Origin of the sequence: Eleftheria terrae (assembly GCF_030419005.1) — a bacterium.
Taxonomy (GTDB): domain Bacteria; phylum Pseudomonadota; class Gammaproteobacteria; order Burkholderiales; family Burkholderiaceae_C; genus Caldimonas; species Caldimonas terrae.
Genome location: NZ_CP106953.1, coordinates 594,039 through 613,058 on the forward strand (window position 1 = coordinate 594,039; position 19,020 = coordinate 613,058).

Annotated in this window: 6 protein-coding genes and 5 pseudogenes; 5 read left to right on the forward strand and 6 right to left on the reverse strand. The window is 64.9% G+C overall.

Annotated features, from left to right (window positions below):
- Position 1 precedes the first annotated feature (1 nt).
- Entirely contained in the window at positions 2-7,654 is a 7,653-nt protein-coding gene (locus N7L95_RS29170) for an SDR family NAD(P)-dependent oxidoreductase (RefSeq protein WP_435870132.1), read from the reverse strand.
- Between the two features lie 180 nt (positions 7,655-7,834).
- On the opposite strand from N7L95_RS29170, the gene N7L95_RS29175 reads away from it, so the two are divergent.
- From N7L95_RS29175 to N7L95_RS29190, 4 genes and pseudogenes are all read left to right on the forward strand, one after another.
- Positions 7,835-8,179 carry a hypothetical protein gene (locus tag N7L95_RS29175; protein WP_301261108.1) on the forward strand — a complete coding sequence of 115 codons (345 nt, stop codon included), beginning with the start codon at positions 7,835-7,837 and terminating at the stop codon, positions 8,177-8,179.
- 827 nt (positions 8,180-9,006) lie between these two features.
- A pseudogene (locus N7L95_RS29180) lies at positions 9,007-9,522 on the forward strand (transposase); the annotation flags it as partial.
- Between the two features lie 56 nt (positions 9,523-9,578).
- Positions 9,579-9,788, forward strand: a pseudogene (locus N7L95_RS29185) (IS481 family transposase); the annotation flags it as partial.
- A gap of 48 nt (positions 9,789-9,836) precedes the next feature.
- Positions 9,837-10,577: pseudogene (locus N7L95_RS29190) on the forward strand (IS256 family transposase); the annotation flags it as partial.
- A gap of 35 nt (positions 10,578-10,612) precedes the next feature.
- Here the strand turns inward: N7L95_RS29190 and N7L95_RS29195 are convergent.
- Positions 10,613-11,683 (reverse strand): IS481 family transposase, encoded by a 1,071-nt coding sequence (locus tag N7L95_RS29195; protein WP_301261109.1) that lies wholly within the window; start codon positions 11,681-11,683, stop codon positions 10,613-10,615.
- A 62-nt stretch (positions 11,684-11,745) separates the two neighbouring features.
- On the opposite strand from N7L95_RS29195, the pseudogene N7L95_RS29200 reads away from it, so the two are divergent.
- Positions 11,746-12,216: pseudogene (locus N7L95_RS29200) on the forward strand (integrase core domain-containing protein); the annotation flags it as partial.
- Between the two features lie 52 nt (positions 12,217-12,268).
- Here the strand turns inward: N7L95_RS29200 and N7L95_RS29205 are convergent.
- The 4 genes and pseudogenes from N7L95_RS29205 to N7L95_RS29220 all read right to left on the reverse strand — a co-directional run bounded on the left by N7L95_RS29205 (position 12,269) and on the right by N7L95_RS29220 (position 18,925).
- Positions 12,269-13,127, reverse strand: a pseudogene (locus tag N7L95_RS29205) (IS5 family transposase).
- A 189-nt stretch (positions 13,128-13,316) separates the two neighbouring features.
- The gene (locus N7L95_RS29210) at positions 13,317-13,844 is read right to left on the reverse strand and encodes a hypothetical protein (protein WP_301261110.1); all 528 of its coding nucleotides are present in this window, start codon (positions 13,842-13,844) and stop codon (positions 13,317-13,319) included.
- A 17-nt stretch (positions 13,845-13,861) separates the two neighbouring features.
- Positions 13,862-16,336, reverse strand: a complete 2,475-nt coding sequence (locus N7L95_RS29215) for an RHS repeat-associated core domain-containing protein (protein WP_301261111.1) — start codon at positions 16,334-16,336, stop codon at positions 13,862-13,864.
- A gap of 54 nt (positions 16,337-16,390) precedes the next feature.
- Complete coding sequence (locus tag N7L95_RS29220; RefSeq protein WP_301261112.1) at positions 16,391-18,925, reverse strand: RHS repeat domain-containing protein; 2,535 nt, start codon at positions 18,923-18,925, stop codon at positions 16,391-16,393.
- Positions 18,926-19,020: the final 95 nt, after the last annotated feature.

Genomic DNA, 19,020 nt, shown 5'->3' on the forward strand with positions numbered 1-19,020 from the left:
CCTACTCGGTCCAGCCAGCCAACATCGTGTCGAGCTGGTCCAGCTCGATGTCCCCGTCCCGGAACTGCTCCAGCACCTCGGTGATCCGGCGCGAGGGAGGTGGCACGGGGCTCGCAGGCCTCGCTGCATCGGCCCTGGCATCGGCCTCGGTCATGCCGCCGAGGGCGGCACCTGCAGCGGTGGCACCGCCGGGCGGCCGCACCTCGCCGGCCCCGGGAGCCCCGGCAGCCCGCGTCTCGGCGGCCGCCTTGAGCAGGGCGGCCGACAGCTGCGCAATCGTCCGGTGATCGATCAGGGTGCTGTTCGGGAGCGAGACCCCGAACTCCTGTTCCAGCTCGTGCAGCAGCTTCATGGCGAGGATCGAATCCACCCCGTACTCGTTGAAGTCGACGTCCGCGTCGATCTCGTCCGCCGGGATACCGATGACCGGGGAGATGCGCTGCATCACCCGTTCTCGCACGCCCTGCGGTGCCAAGGCCGACACCGACCCGCCGGACGATGCGGCCGCCAGGCGAGCGGCCGGGCCCGCCGTGGCAGCGGCCGGTGCCGCCTGGGGCTGCGTGCCGGCAAGGGGTGCGACGGGGTCCACCCGCAGCGCGGCGGGCTGCCGCACCCACCCGTCGCTCGTCGCAACGACGATCTGCTGGCCGTGTTCGTGCGCGCCCGACGCCGGGAAGCCGATGTGCAGGAAGCCTTCTGCCTCCAGCACGCGCCGCCACATGGCGGGCGGCAAGGCCGGCGAGCCGGCGATGCGCACCCGCTCGTCCTCGTAGCGCCACCAGCCGTCGAGCAGGCCGAAGGTCAGGTGGTGCAACAGGCTGATGCTCGACAGTTCGTTGAGCAACAGCAGCCCCTGCCGTCGCAGGCAGGCCTTGGCGTTTCGCAAGGTGCGGCGGATGTTGCGTGTGGCATGAAGCACGTTGCAGGCCACCACGATGTCGTAGGCGCCCACCTCGATCTCCTGCTCGCGCAGCGGCTGCTCGACATTGAACAGCTTGAATGTCAGGTAGCCCGGCCCTGCGGCATACCGCTGCCGGGCGTCCATCAAGAAGACCTTGGAGATGTCGGTGTAGCAGTACTCGCCGATGTGATCACGCAGCGGCTCCAGCTGGCGCAGCACGCGCGCGGTGGTGGCGCCGGTCCCTGCACCGATCTCCAGGATGCGCACGCGCGCGGCCGGATCGTGCCGCACACGCTCCTGGACCTGGCCGGCCAGCAGGCCGGCCAGCACATCGTTGTAGAAATCGGAGGCCGGGTTGCCCTGGTAGACCGCGCCCACCAGCTCGAGAGAACCGCGCGGGAACAGCACGTCGGTGGCGGCCCGCCGCCCGGCCAGGATGTCGGGCAAGGCCTGCAGCGCCGCCTCGGCCAGCTCCGCCTGTGCCTGCATGCCGCGATGTGCGGACAGCTCAGCCTTGTGCGCCGCCCACAGCCGCCGCAGCGCTGCCTCGTCGAGCGGCCCAACGGCCGGCCCTGCGGCTTGCCCCTCTGCCAACTGTGCGCGCGCAATGCGCAGGCCATGCTGCAGCCACCGGCCGTACAGCGGCGGCAGGTCGACGGCGTGCTGCCACGCAGCCACCTGCGCCTGGTCCACCTGGCCGTCCTCGCGCACCGGCAGCCCGGCCTTGCGCAGCTGGACGAACAGCCATCGGGCCAGCAGTGGCGCGGAGACCGCCGGGCTCCCGGCGATTTCGTCCGCCGCCGCGGCCAAGCCGGGGGGCAGCGCCATCACCGTGGCCGGTCCGGCAGGGGCCGCCGCTGTGCCGGTCTGGGCGGCCCTGGCCGGCAGCCGGACCCACCGGTCTGCATCAACCATCGACGCCAACGGCGAGTGGCGGTCGATGCGCAGGAAGGCCAGGCGGTCCAGCGGGCCGCGCAACAGCGTGTCGAGCGCCTGCATGCCGGCATCCGGTTCGATCGAGCCGATGCCCTGGCGCGCCATCCGGGCACGGTAGGCGTCGGAGGCGACGATGCCGACACTGCCCCAGTAGCCCCAGTTCATCACCTTCACCGGGCACGACCACACCTGGCCCAGCGCATGGGCATAGGCATCCTTGAAGGTGCATCCCGCCGCGTAGTTGCTCTGCCCGGCCGGCTTGAACAAGCCCTGCATCGACGAGAAGAACAGCACGAAGTCGAGCGGCTCCGGCGCGAACACCTGCGCGAGCCGCACACAGACATCCACCTTGGCGGACAGGCCCTCGCGCAGCTGTGCCTCCTCCATCTGCGCCACGCTCTTGTCTCGCAGCGTGATCGCTGCGTGCACCAGCCCGTGGATGGCGCCGAACTGCGCCTTGATGTGACGATAGGCCGCCCCCAGCGCCGCCCGGTCGGTGGCATCGGCCTGCAGGTAGACCGGCGCGGGCCCGAGCGCGCCCAACTGGTCGATCTTGTGCTGCAGCTGCGCGTCGGGCGGGCGGCGCCCGATCCAGATCAGCTGCGCCTGGTGCCGCTCGATGAGGAAGCGGCTGAACACCTCGCCAAGGCCTCCTGCGCCGCCGATCACGACGTACACGCCCTGCCTGCGGTATGCCGGGGGCGCCGCGGAAACCGGCACCTCGCACGGCACCAGCGCCTGCCGATACCATTCCCCGTCACGGTAGGCGTAGGCGCTGCCGCCCTCGGCGGCCGGCAGCCGCAGCATCTCCGCCAGCGGCTCGTCGTGCTGCAACGGCAGGTCGACCGAGCGCACCTGCCATTGCGGCTGTTCCTTGGCCATCGCCCCGGCCCAGCCGTGCACGGTGGCGTGTGTGGGATCGATCGGCTCATGGGGAAGCACTGCCTGGCTTTGGCGGGTCACGAAGGTCCAGCCGAGTGGCTTGCGTGCATAGCCGAGCTGCAGCAGCGCCTTCACCAGGCGGAAGCAGTGGACCACGCCGCGCTGCTGCTGCGCGACCACCTCGTCGTCCAGGAGCGAGGTGCCGGTGTGAGGCGGTGCGACCCACACGACGTGGCGGATGTCATCCCACAGATGCAGGCGCTGGGCCAGCTGGTCGACGCTGTCGTGCTCGTCGCAGCCGACGACGTGCATGAGCGGGTGCCGGATGGCCAGCGCCATCGGTTGCTGTTGCGCGCTCGCGGTGATCACGACGACACGCTCATGCGCGGGGGGCGCGTCGCCGGTGGCCGCTGCACAAGCCTCCCAGGCCGGAACGAAGAAGGCCGGCGCCTCCATCATGTCCTGCGCCTGGCGCGACGCCGCCACCCCGGTGGACGCCGGGCCGGCCGCCGCGCCCGGCACGCTTGCGGCCGGTCTGGCCGGCGCCGCCGGGCTGGCCACCCAGTGCCGGGTGCGCTCGAAGGGGTAGGTCGGCAGGCTGACCCGCGCAGGCGTCAGTGCGGCATAGGCGCCGCCGTCGCGATACAGGCGGGGCCAGTCGAGATCGAGCCCGGCTGCCCACAGTGCGAGCAGCTTCTGGCACTTGCCTTTCTCGATCCAGGCATTCAACAGCTGCAGGACGTCGTCGTCCTCGCCCAGCGCCGACAGCGGGTCGCTGCCCTTGTCGCTGCCCTTCTTCACCTCGCCCACGGCCAGGCCGCCCGCCTCGTGCGGGGACCCGGCGTCGAGGTAGGCATCGAGCTTCGCCTGCAGCTCCACAGGTGATGCCGCGGTGAAGGCGAGCCGGTGTTCGAGCTGGGCGCGACCGACCTGCAGGGTGTAGGCGATGTCGGCGAGCGCCCCCTGCGCAGGAGGCTGGCCGCGCCAGTGCGTCCGCAGCGATGCCGCGAGCGTCCGCAGCCGCTCCGCGCTGCGCGCCGACAGGACGATCAGCGCCGGGCGCGACGGCGAGGGCTGGGGCCGCTGCGCTTCGGCCGCCGGCGCGGCGCGATGTTCCTCAAGGACCACATGCGCGTTCGTGCCCCCCGACCCGAAACTGCTGACCCCCGCGCGCAGCGGCTGTGCCCCGGCAGCAGCCCACGGGCCGGCCGCATCCACCACATGGAACGGGGTGCCCGCGAGCGTGATCTGCGGATTGAGTCGCTCGAAGTGCAGGCTGGCAGGCAACCAGCGGTGTTGCAGGCACAGCATCAGCTTGAGCAGGCCCGCGATGCCGGCGGCCGCCTCCAGGTGACCCACATTGGTCTTGAGCGATCCAAGCCCGCAGCGGGCGTTGGCAAGCCCCGGCGCCGGCCCGTCCTGCTCGAAGGCACCGGCCAGCCCGGCCACCTCGATCGGGTCGCCCAGCGGCGTGCCGGTGCCATGTGCTTCGACATAGCCGAGCGAGCGCACCGGCACGCCGGCATCCCGGCAGGCCTCCAGGACGAGGCGGGCCTGGGCGCCGGGGCTGGGCACCGTCAGACCACCCGTTTGCCCGCCATGGTTGACCGCACTGCCCTTGAGCACCGCATAGACGTGGTCGCGGTCACGCAGTGCCTGCTCATGCGGCTTGAGCAGCAGCACCACCGCTCCCTCGGCGCGAACGTAGCCGTTGGCGGACGCGTCGAAGCTGCGGCAGCGGCCGTCACGCGAGAGCATGCCGGCGCGGTAGTACGCGAGCGTGGTGGACAAGTCGCACATCAAGTGGATACCGGCGACCAAGGCCTGGCTGCAGCGCCCGGCGCGCAGCGACTGCACCGCCTCGTGCACTGCGACGAGGGAACTCGAACACGCGGTGTCGATCTGCAGGCTGGGCCCGCGAAAGTCGAAGAAATAGGAGATGCGGTTGGCCAGGATCGACATGGAGGTGCCCAGCCCCGAATGGCCTTCGACCGCGGCGCCGACGCGATCCACCAGCAGCCGGTAGTCCGAACCGCTCGCACCGACGTAAACCGCGGTGTCGGAACCGGCCAGCGCGGCCGGCGCATGGCCGGCGTCCTCGAGGCACTGCCAGGCCAGCTCCAGCAGGATGCGCTGCTGTGGGTCCATCAACGCGGCTTCATGGGCCGAGATCCGGAAGAACGCGGCATCGAAGCGGCCGACGTCGCTCAGGAAGGCGCCGCGGTCGATACCGCGGTGCTGCCCTTCCAGGTCGATGTCCGCCGGCCATTGCCACCGGTCGGCGGGCAGTTGGCCGACCACCTCTTCTCCCTGCACCAGCAAGCGCCAGAACTGCTCGAGGCTGTCGACATCCCCCGGCAGGCGGCAGGCGGCCCCGACGATCGCAATGTCGCCGGCTCGCGGCTGCGGGGAGGAGGACGAGGCTGGTGGCTGCGGGCTCGCCAGACGCGCCTCGTGCGGTGCGGGCGCGCCAGGCGCCGCCGAGGGGGAGGCAGCGTGTGTCTCGGCCTGCAGGGGCTGGCAACGCACCTGCAGCGCCGCGATGATCTTGCGGCAGGTGTTGTTCTCGAAGAAGAACAGGGCCGTCAGCGACAGCTTGAACGCGCTGCCGATGTCGGCCGCCAGGTCGAGCAGGTCGGCCGAGTCCAGCCCCATCTCCATCAGGGGTCGATCGCGGTCGAGTTCGGCGTTGTCGTCGAGTTGCAGCCGCGAACGCAATCGCGTGCAGACCCAGGTCTCGGCGTCGAGCGCCAGCGGCGGCGCGGCACCCGCCGACACCGGTGCGCGCTCGCCAGCGCCGAGCGCTGCCGCCGGCGTCCGGCGTGCCAGGTCGTAATGCACCAACACGCCGTGGCCGTCGTTCACATCGTCCATCGGACGGTACCCGGCCATCAGTTTGCGTATCGCGGCGCCGTGTCGCTCGTGCAGCCGCAGCACCGGATCAACCAGTTCTCCACGCTCGTTGCGCATTGCGATGTAGTCGGCCAGCGGTAGGTGCGCATGCCGCGCGCGGTCCCGGCAGCGAGTGACGCCGACCACGCTGTGCACACCCTCCAGCAGCGAGCAGCGCTGCAGCATGAACTCCAGCAGCTGGTCGCCGAACTGCTGATCCTGGACATCCGGGGCGATGTTGAGGGCGAGCAGCTGAACGATCGGCCCATCGGGGCTGTGCAGCCGGCTCGCCGTCTCGAAGGTCTCGCCGTCCAGCAGCTCGGCAGCACGCAGCCGCTGCGAGTAGATGCAGCCCTTCACGATGCCGTCGACCGCGAGCACCAACTGGCCGTGCGGGTCGCGCGTCACCCGCTGGAGCAATGCGGCGTCGTCGGCGCGGATGCCTGGCGCCCAGCATTGCGCCTCCAGCGCGCTGAGCGCTGGCAGGTCATCGACCCGGGCAAAGCGGACGGTGTACGCGCGCCGCTCGTAGAAGCCGAGGGTGGCCAGCGTGACCGGGCGGCGACGCGGGTACTTGTGGAACGCCTGAGCGCCCGGGAACATCCCCGCACCGGCCAGCGTCATCAGGTCGCGCACCGGCGCAGGCGCATGGGCAAGCGCATGCGCCTGCGCATGTGGAGGCGGCGCTCCGGCCTCGGAGGTTGCAACTTCGCCGTCATCCGCGCCGCCTGCAGGGTCGACCTGCCACGCGTACTCGTTCAACTCGACCCAGGCCGCCGCCCCGATGCCCGCGGCCCAGCGACCCGCGCGGTCCGCATCGTGGCGTTGCCCACCGTCCAGTGTCGGCAGGCCGCCCTGGCCGCCGAGCGCCTCAGCCAGCGCGGCAGCGCCGCCGAGGACCCTCGGCGTGCAGAAGGAAGGCAGCAACGGCTCGCGGGCGCGCACGTACAACATCGCCTGCGTGTCGGTGACGCCGTGGTGCTTCAGCAGGCCGAAGACGTGCGTCGGGTCATCCGCAGCGTCACGGATGAACTCCGCGTTGCGGCTGGCCACCCCCGCCCGCGTGCTGTGCCCTGGCGCAGCATCGGGACCGATCCCGATGAGGCGCAATGGATGGCGGGCAAGCAGCCGCCCCCTGCCGCACTCGTGCACCACCAGGTCGGCCAGCATCTCGAGCAAGACCCCGTCGCGGCAGCCAAGGTGCACGATGCCGACCGGCTGTGCCTCGACCGGCAGGCGATCGAAGAGCCCCACCACGATCTCACGCAATTGCTCCAGGTAGCGCGCGCGTTCGGCTGCGTTCTCGATGTAGCCGGCCCAGCCAGAAGCATCGTCGATGGCCTCGCCCGGCGAGTCGGGCTGCGGCCCGGCGGCGGGTGGCTGTGCGAAGATCGCCGCCTGCAGGCGGCTCATCAGCGGGCGGTACGACAGCGCGGTGAACGCACTGCCGAGTTGGTCGAACAGCCGGCGACCGCTTGCCGTCGGCCGGCACACGCCCTTCTCGCCTTCACACCATTGCCGGCTGGCCAGCCACGCTCGCAGCTCGCTCGCCACCGGCTCGGGCACGCCTTGCAGCAGCGGCGTCTCCAGCTGGCCGGCTGGTGCCAGGGCCGACAGCAAAGGCAGCAGCAGGCAGGCATCCAGATCGTCGGCCAGCGCCGGGTGGGACACGTTCCAGCCGCGAGCGCTGAGCTGAAGCCAGCGTGCACCACCGTGCGGCGGCTCGCATTGGCCCGACAGGTAGGCATTCACGTCGAATGAGAGCAGCGCTGGCAAGTCGGCCGGCATCTCGTGTCGCAGGCGCGCCTGGACCGTCGGTGCGTAGGCGTCCGTGCCAGCCACACGTCGCAGCCATCCCAAGGAGTCGAGCAGGTGCAAGGCAGCGCCGAGCGGGCCGGGACGCGCGTGCAGTGCCTGCGCCAGTTGCGCTGCCGACATCTGCCCGTGCTGCTCCAACAGATCGAACAGCCCTGCTGACTGACAGGCTGCGATGACAGGAACCGAGGCGAGACCGCGAGCGTAGCGATACAAGGCAGACGACATGGCTTCTTCCGAGATTGCGGACGACGGGCCTTACGCAGGTCCGAGGCGGGGCAGCGCTGCCTCCTGCAATGGCAGGAGCACGCCTGACCACGCTCCGAGAGCATCGCGCCGGCCTCTGCGTCCATGAGGGCCGGACGCCGTGGTCATCAGATCGGCGCCATCCTCAGGAGGCCGGCCGAGATGTCGCATGTGATTGAACACCGGTCGAGCGTCGCCGCTCGCGACGATGGACCAGCCACCAAGTGGGCAGCGTGGAAGATCGTCGATGTGATGCCGATGGGTGCGGTGGATGCAGTGGCTGTCGAAGTGAACGAACGACACGGGCACGTGCCTGAGCGCCCCTTCCGCGACTGCGCCAGCTCTGGCAACGCCGCGCATGAAATGCGCATGCAGGCGATGCCGGTCTCCGATCATTCAGTCTCTCTGCGATGTCTCGAACCAATGACGGATGCAGCCTATCTGAACCTGTGCCTCTTATCACCTGACAGCACTGACATCACGCACTTGTTTTCTTGTCATCTTTGACCTTCAACACTGCTGTGGAGTGAGACACGCGGGTGATGAAGATGCCGTTGGTTCACAGGCGAAATAAGTGTCCAAGCGGCGCTGGCCGCCACTCGTGGGGCTCGATGGACGATGGCGGGTCAGGCGCCGGCTTTACTTGCGCCGCTTCATCATGTCGCCGCGACTGGTGCCGGGAGGTGACTGAACAGACGGACAGTCGGCCCATGGCACCGAAGCTGTTGGCCGCACGAAGGCACGGCTTGTGGGCGATGGATCTCTTCAACCTGTGAAGAAGCTGAATGCCAACGAGGCCGCGGTCGGCGAGACAGGGCGGCAGGGACCAACACGATGCCCCGACCTCATGTCAACACGCCGAGCGAACATCTTTGATCTGCATCAGGTGTCATGTCATTCGCGGTTGTGGGGCGGGACGAAGTCGGTATGAAGGGGGAGCCGCTGCGTCAGCTTGAGAGCGACGGGTCGCAATGCCCGCGGGTACGGGCCTTGGCGCGGATGGTGCAGCCTTTCGCTTGCCGGACAATCTAATCTCTGAATGACTGGGTGTGCTGAAGAGGCTGCCTGTCGTGGCCTGCGCAGCAGCGGGATCTGGGTGACGATCAGCAGCGCGGAGATCGCACATCATTGGCACGAACTGTGGGATGTGGAGCGGGCGGTGCTGGAGCTGCCGCTGCCAGCGCGTCAGACGGCGGGACCGTCGTATGGGGATCGCCGCAAGATGGACTGCTCTCGGTTCGCTAGACAAGCCCAACCTATCCTTTGAACATAGAAGGCAGACAGTGGGAACACCGAGGTTTACACCGGAATTTTAGGAAGAGGCGGTCAAGCAAGTGACGGAGCGGGCTACTCGGTGGCCGACGTGGCGGCCCGTTTGGGGGTCTCGGCGCACAGCCTGTACAAGTGGGTGAAGGCCGTGACACCGGGCAAGGACGAGCAGCAGTCCAAGGAATTTCTGGAGGCCAAGAGCGAGATCCTTCGCCTGCGAGCTCAGATGCGCCGGCTGGAGGAGGAGCGAGACCTGCTAAAAAAAGCCGCGCGGTACTTTGCCAAGAAGCCTGAGTGAAGTACCGCTTCATGGTCGAGCATCGGCGTGAATTCGCTGTCACGTTGATGTGCCGGGTGTTGAAGGTGGCACGGGCCGGGTTCTATGCGTGGCTGCATGAGCCGCTGTCGCAACGCGAGCAGGAGGACCAGCGGCTGTTGGAGCTGATCCGCCACTCCTATACCGGCAGCCACGGCGTCTACGACGCACGGCGGGTGTTCGCCGACCTGCGCGAGGTCGGCGAGACGTGCGGCCGCCACCGGTGGAGCGCATCACGCAAGCGCACAAGATCAAGTGTCCTAGGTGTTCAGTCCCGGAGAGTCATGGTGGAATTCTGACGGCCCAACAGGAGGACTGTCTGTGGCAGCAAGCCTTCACGGTTCAGCCCGCACAACGCCGAGAGTTCGAGCCGAGTTGCAAGCGTCGCAAGAAACGACTCGCGCACTCGCCGCCCGCTACGGCTTGAACGAGAAGACGGTGGCGAAGTGGCGCCGCCGCACCACCACGACAGACGCACCGATGGGTCCCAGACAACGACGTAGCGCCAAGCTCAGCGAGGCTGAGGGAGCCTGTCAGGATTTTTGTGTTTGAGGCATAGCATGTCGAAGAGGAACATCTATGCCAAGCAAGAAGAAGCCGCCGGCGGCGGCGCTGCCGACGATCCCGAAGGAGCTCGTGGACCAGTTCGTCAAGGGCCCGATGAGTGCCGAGGCGGTTCAGGCCGCCTCAATGGCGTTCAAGAAGGCTTTGATCGAGCGCGCGCTGGGCGCGGAGCTGTCGCACCACTTGGGCTACCCGCCTGGCGCTGCGAAGCCCGAAGAGGCCGGCAACCAGCGCAACGGCGCCAGCGCCAAGACCGTGCAGACCGAGGATGGGCCGCTGCGCATCGAGGTGCCGCGCGACCGCGAAGGCAGCTTCGAGCCGGTTCTGATCCCCAAGCACGAGCGCCGCTTCACCGGCTTTGACGACAAGATCGTCGCAATGTACGCCCGTGGCATGACGGTGCGTGAGATCCAGGGGTTCCTTGCTGAGCAATACGGCACCGAGGTGTCACCGGAGTTCATCAGCTCGGTCACCGACGCCGTCATGTCAGAGGTCACCGCTTGGCAGAGCCGGCCGCTGGAGCCGATGTACCCGGTGGTGTTTTTCGACGCCCTACGGGTCAAGATCCGAGAGGATGCGGTGGTGCGCAACAAGGCCATCTACCTCGCGCTTGGGGTGCTGCCCGACGGCAGCCGCGACATCCTGGGGTTATGGATCGAGGGAACCGAGGGCGCCAAGTTCTGGCTCAAGGTCTTCAACGATCTGAAGACCCGCGGGGTGGGCGACATCCTGATCGCCGTCACTGACGGGCTCAAGTGTCCTAGTCGAGACTTGATCTGACAGACAAGCCGTCAAGCGACGGCCGTATCGGTGTGAGGTGTCTGCTTGATCTGATCCAGCTGTTTATCGTACGCCAGCGTTGCACTCTCGATAAAGGTCTGCAGCGGCGTTTTACCGTAGCAGTACTTGCCCGAGTGCGTCCGCTCGGCGTTGTAGCTCTGCATCCACTCGTCAACGTCCACCTGCAGTTCGTCCAGCGAGTTGTACAGCTTGCGCCGGAAGGCGCTGGCGTAGAACTCGTTCTGGATGGTCTGATGGAAGCGCTCGCAGATCCCGTTGGTCTGAGGCCTCTTCGTGCGCGTGCGCGTGTGCTCGATGTTCTCCAGGTCCAGATACAGCGCGAACTCGTGCGTCTCCCGGTTGCCGCAGTACTCGCTGCCACGGTCGGTCAGGATGCGCAGCAGCGGCACCCCGTGGTCCTCGAAGAACGGCAGCACCCGGTCGTTGAGCATATCCGCCGCCGTGATCGCATGCTTGCGGTCGTAGAGTTTGACGAACGCGAGCTTGCTGTACGTGTCGATGAAGGTCTGCTGGTAGATGCGCCCTACGCCTTTGAGATTGCCCACGTAGTAGGTGTCCTGCGAGCCGAGGTAGCCCGGGTGCTCGGTCTCGATCTCGCCGTGCGCTTCCTTCTCCTGCTTGGCCTTCTCCAGCGCACGGACCTGATCCTCTGTGAGAATCACGCCCTCCTGCGCCACCTTGGCCGACAGCGCCTTCAGGCGCAGTTGGAAGGTCTGCAAGTCATGGCGCAGCCAGATCGTGCGCACGCCGGCGGGCGATACGCTGATGGCGCGCTTTCTCAACTCGTTGGCAACGCGCACCTGGCCGTATGCCGGCTGCTCCAGCGCGAAGTCGATCACCGCTCGCTCGATGATGGGGTCCGCCCGGTTCTTCAGGTTGGGCTTCTTGCGGGAGATCTCTGCGAGCGCCGTTTCTCCGCCCGTCTCGTACAGTTCCTTGAAGCGGTAGAAGCTGTCTCGGCTGAAACCCAGCACCTTGCATGCTTCTGATACGCTGCCCAGCGTCTGCGCCAGCTTCAATAGCCCGATCTGGTTGCGAATGATCTTCTGATCTTGTGTCATCTGACTTCCTTGAACGCCCTGTCGGGCAAGGGTAATGTCAGATCAAGTCGTAGCTATGACACTTCAGAGTCCTTGCCGTATCCCGAAGGCGTGACGCGGCCAGTACAGTAGCGTTTCTTGAGCGAGTCGTGGAAGAGATGCCCTTCGCCATCCAGAGAATCCAGACCGACCGGGGGCTGGAGTTCTTTGCTGAGAAGGTACAGCGACGGCTTGCGGACGAGTTCATCAAGTTCCGTCCAATCCCGCCTCGTTCACCTCACCTCAACGGAAAGGTCGAGCGCTCGCAGTTGACCGATCTGGTGGAGTTCTGGAGCCGCCGTGACCCCAAGGATCCACGCATTGCCCAGCTGATCGAAGAATGGCAATTCGAGTACAACTGGCGCCGTTCGCATGGGAGTCTGAAGGGCCGAACACCGGCTGAACGGGTTGGCGAACTGGCAGCAAAGACGCCCCTACATGAAGAGGTCGCTGCTCTATACGACTGCTCCAAGGAACGCCTTTGCTACAGCGCTTGGAAGACCGACCAGATCGTTGCCGGCTTGCCCTCTGCCCGCTCAAAGCGGAGCGACCAAGCAGGGGGTGGCGTCAAGCCAAAAAAGTGAAACGATGTCTGCGAATCCCACAGATCATGGCCAGCTTGACGCCACCGAGATAGTGCAAGGCCAGTTTCTCGAAGCGGGTAGCAACGGCACGTGCTTCCTTCAACCAGCCGATGCAGCGCTCAATGACGTTACGGCGGCGATATTGCTGAAGGTCGAAGTCAGGAGGTCGGCCTCGGCGACGCTGTTGCTGATCACTCCGTTCAGGGATGACCGCTCGTATGTGTCGCTGCCGCAGCCATTGCCTAATACGCCGCTGGCTGTAGGCCTTGTCTCCAGCCACGCGCTCGGGCCTTTGCCGCACTGTGCCGCTGGGCCGACAGACGCGCACGGAGTCGAGCACTGACTCAGCGTACAGCGATTCATGGGCCTGCCCAGGGCTGAGCTTCACGGCCAGCGGTATCCCGGCGCCGTCACTCACCACATGAAGCTTGGTACCCCAGCCGCCGCGGCTACTCCCCAGTGCATGGTCCGCTGGTTCGCGCGCCGGGCGACATTTTTTTGGCCGCCAGCCGCCGCTTTGTGCGCGCGCACGTTGGAGCCGTCTACACACCACAGCGACCACTGGATGCGGCCCGCCGCGTCCAGTTCGCTCTGCAGCGCCTGCAGCATCCGGTCCCACAATCCACAACGGCACCACCGCCGCGAGCGCGAATACACCGTCTGCCACGGGCCGTAACGCTCGGGCAGATCGCGCCACCCAATACCGGTGTTCAGCCGGAACAGCATGGCATTAAGCATCCTGCGATGCTCCCCGTACGGTCGCCCCGCCTCTTGCGCGGTGGCAACAGCGGCTCCAGCACCGCGCACTCAGCATCTGACAGTTCATGACGATGATGTGCCATCCGTTCCTCCTATCCTCACCTATGCCCGTTCACCCTAGGCGGGATCGGCTCGCCTATCAAACACACCCTAGGCTCTGTCACCTTGACTGCCAGTTGCCAGTCGGGATGCCACTGCGTGCTCACCTTGCGAGCGCTCGCTGGCAGGTTGGATGCCTGCTCGCCCTTGGATGGACAACCATAAGGTCGCCATTAACCCAGCGGGGAGTTTCCGCTCGAAGCCTGCCATTCCTTGGCTCGTCGCAATGCGGCAGCCAACTCGGTATTGCACCGCCATCCTTTGAAGAATTCAGCCATCCCTCTGTGAGAAACGACGTGCTCGAGAAAGCCGTTGATTATGACGCTTCGGAGATCAGCACGATCCAGGTAAGTTCTCTCCAGCCACAGGCGAAGCTCTTTCAGGCGATCATTGCGAGCGTCTTTCGAGAATGTGAGAGTGAACCAGGACGCAAGAGCCCAAGCCGCCTCATATCGGGAATGAGCCCAGTCATGGTGCCCACCCTCAACAATACATCGCTGCAGGTAGCGAAGCACAAATACATCAAACTCGTCGTGCGTAAGGCGCGGCTCGATCCGCTCAACACAGTCAAGTCGCTCGAAGTATGCGTAGGCGGCCCCACATACCTCGATGTCTTCAGCATTCAACCACTCGTGGACCTTAGCCAGAGGAATAGACCCCTTCCCCTCGAAGGTTTCGATCAAGTCGCCAAGTAGATCCATTTGCATATATCCTCGCGTCAAGGTATGGCGTACTGCCATAGAGGGGGAGGAGAAGCAAAACCGGGACCGTTTGACGGCTCTGCTGGCACCATCCTGTCTAGCCTAGGATCATAACGATCTGGCGCACCCCTCCCAAACGTCTCCCTAAACCAATCTCCAAACGTCCTTTCCTTTGGCTGGCAATTGTCACAGTCTTTCTGACGCCAAAATTCCTGGCACTTTGCTATCGCATTCCAGAGATCAGCGATTTCTTCTGCGTGCCGGTTTCCGCCTTTTGGTCGATCGTTATGCCTATCCCAGCCTGTATGAGACTCAATCATTCTTTCCAGCAGAGTAATCTTCTCTTTAAGGCGTGGACAGTCGTCTGCGCGGGTGCATTTTAGGCCTATCCCAGGAGGAGGATGATAAGGACCGGCTCCTTTCCCGGGGTCTTTAGCTTGGAGCCCGAAAGGATCCGACCTGCGGGAAGGACTGCCATCGACGTACGAATAGGAATTGGGTCCTCCGAGGAGGCCAACAGGGTCACTTTGCAGATAACGCCCGCTGTAAGAAAAGTATGTCCTAAAGTAGTTGTACGCCGTAGCCGTTTCCTGATCGAAGTACTGCCCCGGGAAACGAAGCTGGAAATCCAGCCGCTGTGCCGTCGGTTGGCCTTGTGGTGCGCCGTTGGCCGCTCCGATGCCGAAGGGCTCTCCGATGATGCTCCACTCCCAGCGCTTCGCGCCCGCCGTGTCGGTGATCAGCCGCGGCGTGTCGAGGTGGTCCGGGTGGATGAAGCGAACCTGCGGCACGTTCAGCGGCGTGCCACTCGCGCGGACGGGCTGGGTCGGCGTGGCCCCGGTGACCACCGCCACCGGTGTGTCCTGCAGCCAGATGTACTCCCGCTTGACCAACTGGTTCTGATCCCGCTCGGCAATGAGCTGCCCACCTTGGTCATAGTGGAAGAACGTCTCACTCGACCCGACATAACTCGGCGGGTTGTACGTGGTCCCATTGGCCGTCAGGGTGGAGCCCGTCTTGCGCGTGCGCTGCCCCAGCCCGTTGTGGCTGTACACATGCCGCGCCATCGGCCCGTAGCTGTGCGTCAGCCGCCCCGTCACCACCACCCCTTCTCCGGTGGTGTAGCTGTAGTTCACCGCCCCCACCGGGTTGGCGGGATCGGTCGTGATGTTGCCCGTCTCGTCCGTCGTGATCGCCTGCGCCGCCTGGCTGTCCACCTGCACGCTCTGCAGCCGGTTGCTCGTCGCCGGGTAGCTGTACGTCGTGGCGCTGCTGCCCGCGCCGCTCAGGATGCGCCGCGTGCGGTTGCCGTTGAGGTCGTACTCGTAGCTGTACGTCGTGCTGCCGATCACCGCCTGCGTCAGCCGGTCCAGGTTGTCGTAGCCGAAGCTGGCCACGGTCGGGCTCGCCGCCGGCCCGCTCTGGATCGCCTCGATGCGGCTGGCCGCGTCGTACTTCAGCGTGTACTGCGCCTGCTCGGGCGTGACACCGGCCGCACCTTGTCCCAGCGTGAACCCGGTGATGCGTCCGTCCAGGTCGAAGCTGCGGCTGTAGCTCTGCACGGGCGCGGTGCTGCCGTTGCCGTAGGTCCAGCCCTTGACCACGTAGCTGCCCGCATCCACCGGCTGGTACTGCACGTTGCTCACCACCGCCTGGGCCGTGCTGCTGCCGGGGTCGGTGGTGGTGATGGCGCTGATGCGGCCCTGGCTGTCGTACTGGTAGTCCACCCGGCGGCCCGACGGGTAGGTCAGCCCCTGCAGCCGCCCGCTGCTGCTGTCCCAGCGGTAGCTCAGCGTGTCGGCGGGGGTGCAGCTCGCTGCGGCGCCCCAGATCTGGCAGCGCCGCAGCGCCCGGCCCTGCGGGTCGTAGGCGAACTCCAGCCGGCTGGTTTGTTGGCCAGCGGCATTGATCTCGGCAATGCTGGTCAGCCGGCCCCGGCCGTGGTTCTCCGCCCCCACGGTGGTGACGAAGGCGTCGTAGCCGTACACGGTCTTGGCGCCACCGGGGTAGCTGGCCTGCGTGAGCCGGTTCAGCGCGTCGTAGCTGTAGCTGATCTTCTGCCCGCGGGCGTTGCTCACCTCGATCACGTTGCCCGCTGCATCCACCTTGCTGCTGGTGGTGCCGGTGTCGGGGCTGATCAGGCTCACCGGGTTGCCCAGGCCGTCCACAGCGTAGCTGGTGGTGTTCTTGCGCGCGTCGGTGACGCTGCTGAGCTGGTCGCGCTTGTCCCAGCCGTACTGGATCACCGGTGTGGCTTCGCCGGCCTTGGCCGCCGGCAGCGTCTGCTGCTTCAGCCGGTACAGCTCGTCGTAGCTCTGCGTGGTGACCTGCTGGCGCGGGTCGGTGATCTTGGTGCGATTGCCTTCGGCGTCGTATTCGTACTGCGTGGTGGTGCTCTGCTGCGCCAGGGCTGGCACGGCCTGCGCCGCCATCAGCGCGCCCAGCAGCGTGCGCTGCCCCCAGCGGCGCGCCCGCTTGTCTGCTTGTGTCATGAATCCTCCCCCAGTGCGGGGTGTTGATGTTGTGTTTGCTTGTGCCGCCGGTGTTCAGTGCACGGCGCCGGTCACGCTCTGCAGTCGGCCCAGCGCGTCATAGGCCCGGCTGATGTTGCGCATCAGCGCCCCGCTCGGGTCCTTCACTTCTTCTTTCTCCCGCTCCCCGGCGTTGTTCAGCGTGTACGTCACCGAGTTGCCCAGCCCGTCGCTGATGCCCGTCAGCCGGTGCGCGTCGTCGTAGCTGTAGCGCACGTAGCTGCCATCGGGCTGCGTCACCTGCTTGAGCAGGCCGGTGGGCTCGTAGTCGTACTTCGTGCTCTGCCCGCCCGTGCTCACGCTCTTGAGCCGCTGCCGCAGGTCGTAGGTGTACTCGGTGCTGACGTTGTTCGGGTCCACCATCGTCAACACTTGGCCGTGCGGGTTGTACCTGGTGTAGCGGGTCACCTGGCCGGCGGCGTCCGTCACCTGCTTGAGGTCGCCTCGGGTCCACTCGGCGGTGGTGTCGGTGTAGTACTCGTACTTGGTCACGTCGGCCACGTCGGTGCGCGGGCCGTCTTCGCTCAGCACTTGGCCATACTCGTTGTACGTGTAGCTCCACTGGCGCGCCGCCACGCCGGGAGCCAGCGTCGCTGCGAAGCCCTTGCTCCCGTCCTCGTCCGTGGTCGCTTGCTCCACCCGCTTGCACACCACCGCAATCGGCTTGCCGCCGGGCAGCTTGGCTGTTGCCGGCGCGCAGCTGGAGATGGCGTTGCTGTTGAAGGGATCGGGTCGGCCGTTGTACACCGTCGTCACGATGCGCCGTGGCTCTGCCACCTTGACCGACAGTTGCCAGTCGGGGTGCCATTGCGTGCTGATCTTGCGACTATTTGCAGGAAGAGCAGCCACGCCGAGAACATCGCTGCAATCAGTTGTCTTATCCAGCCCCTCGACGCGAATGACTTCAACACTCCGATCCGCCGCATAGGAGTAGCACTCCCTCCGTCCATTAAAATCATCTTTCTGGGTAACGTTGCCGCGGGCATCAAAAATCAATTTGTTAGTTGCAGCAGCACAACCTGAACCGGCGGGCTGGGACAATCCGGAAACGAGTGGGGAACCCATTTCCGATTCAGTACGCCCCGCCATCACGGCGGTGGAAGCAATGCCGAACTCGCCCCCTTCCGGCGTAACCACCATGGCCTCAATCGGAGGTGACCATACATGATAGCGACGTACTATTCTTCGCGTTAAATCGACATCTTCAAGCACAGAATGGCGAGGCGGCCTATTATATTTGAACTGGTAGGGCTTTGAGGAGCCAAGCGCTACCGACGACACCCAGCCCTCCGGTGAATACGAAATTGCGCCAAACTTTCGGCCACGCTCGTCAACCACGCCTGTCAATGCCCAAGCTTGCGAAGGATTGGGACTGTCATATATGAACTGGCGAGCGCTTCCGTCTTGGTAAACGATTTTTTTCATATTCCCAAGATCATCGTATTCAAACTTTATACTTAAACCGGCAGGATCGACAACTTCTTTGATTGCAGCATCTCCAGTCGAAAGGACAAGATACTTAAATAATACTCGCCGACCGAATGCATCTCGAACTTCAACCATTTTTCCTGGCGGTGCCACGTCCGCCGGCGTAGTAGCGTCGCTATATCGAGCTTCAAGTGTGGCACCGGATGCCGCCACCATCTTTAGCAATTGCTTGGCTCCAGAACTGTAGACTTCTCCAACACGCCGGGCTTGATCGGTGTAAAGCCTGTAATACTTTCCGTCCTCCGAAAAACTGATATAGCGATCATTTTCGTTTTCAACAGGAAAATAAGACGGCGTCTTTGCAGCATTAAACTCAATGCTGACAATCCTCCCATCCCCTCTTGCTATTAAATAGCTGCGCGCCGAGACGGTGCGAACCTCCCTATGAAAGCTACTCCACCAAAGAGTTCCGAGTTGCCCAAGAACAGGTTTTTCACCTGGCTGTGAAATATATTTTCCACCATAGACCCATGGCGCTCTGGCGCTATTATATGTCACATCAAGGTATTGCCCACCCAGCCTTATCCCAAGAGATTCTACGTGCTTTTCTGTCCCTGTCAGCGGATAGGCAGGCTTCCCAAAGCCTGGATTAGTGGCGCAGGCATTTGGTGGGTTTTGGTAAATATCGACTATATCAAGGCATATCCCATCTGGGAGATGCATCTGATAGCCGTCCCCGCAACCGAAAATGCTCCCTTGTGAAATAGAGGCGGCTTTCTCCTGCTTCTGGTCCTCGTCGTAGTATGTGCCATCGAGTCTGCATGTTGGACGGCTGGAGAATCCCTCGTAGGCCACCCCATAAGAAGTCCATTTTGGAACTAGGGTTTTCAAGTAGCCGGTGAGAGCTGCGCATGCCTCGTCGACGGTGCCTTTAATTTCCGTGCACGGACTGCAATCAGGGTATTTCGATTCTGTAGCCGAGGGGCATCTTCCACAGGCAGATACTTGTCCTGCGCCAGCCGATGAAGCAAGAAGAATAGAAAATACACAGGATAGCGACCGTACCTTGAAGGACGCATCGAAAAATCGCCGCTCTTTTGCGTAGATTTTGCTTCTTTTCATTTACCAATCGCTCCTAGATTTCTCATACTCGTACTGCGTCGTGGTGTTGGGGTAAATGCAGGCAGCGCCTGCGCAGCCATCAGAGCGCCCAACAG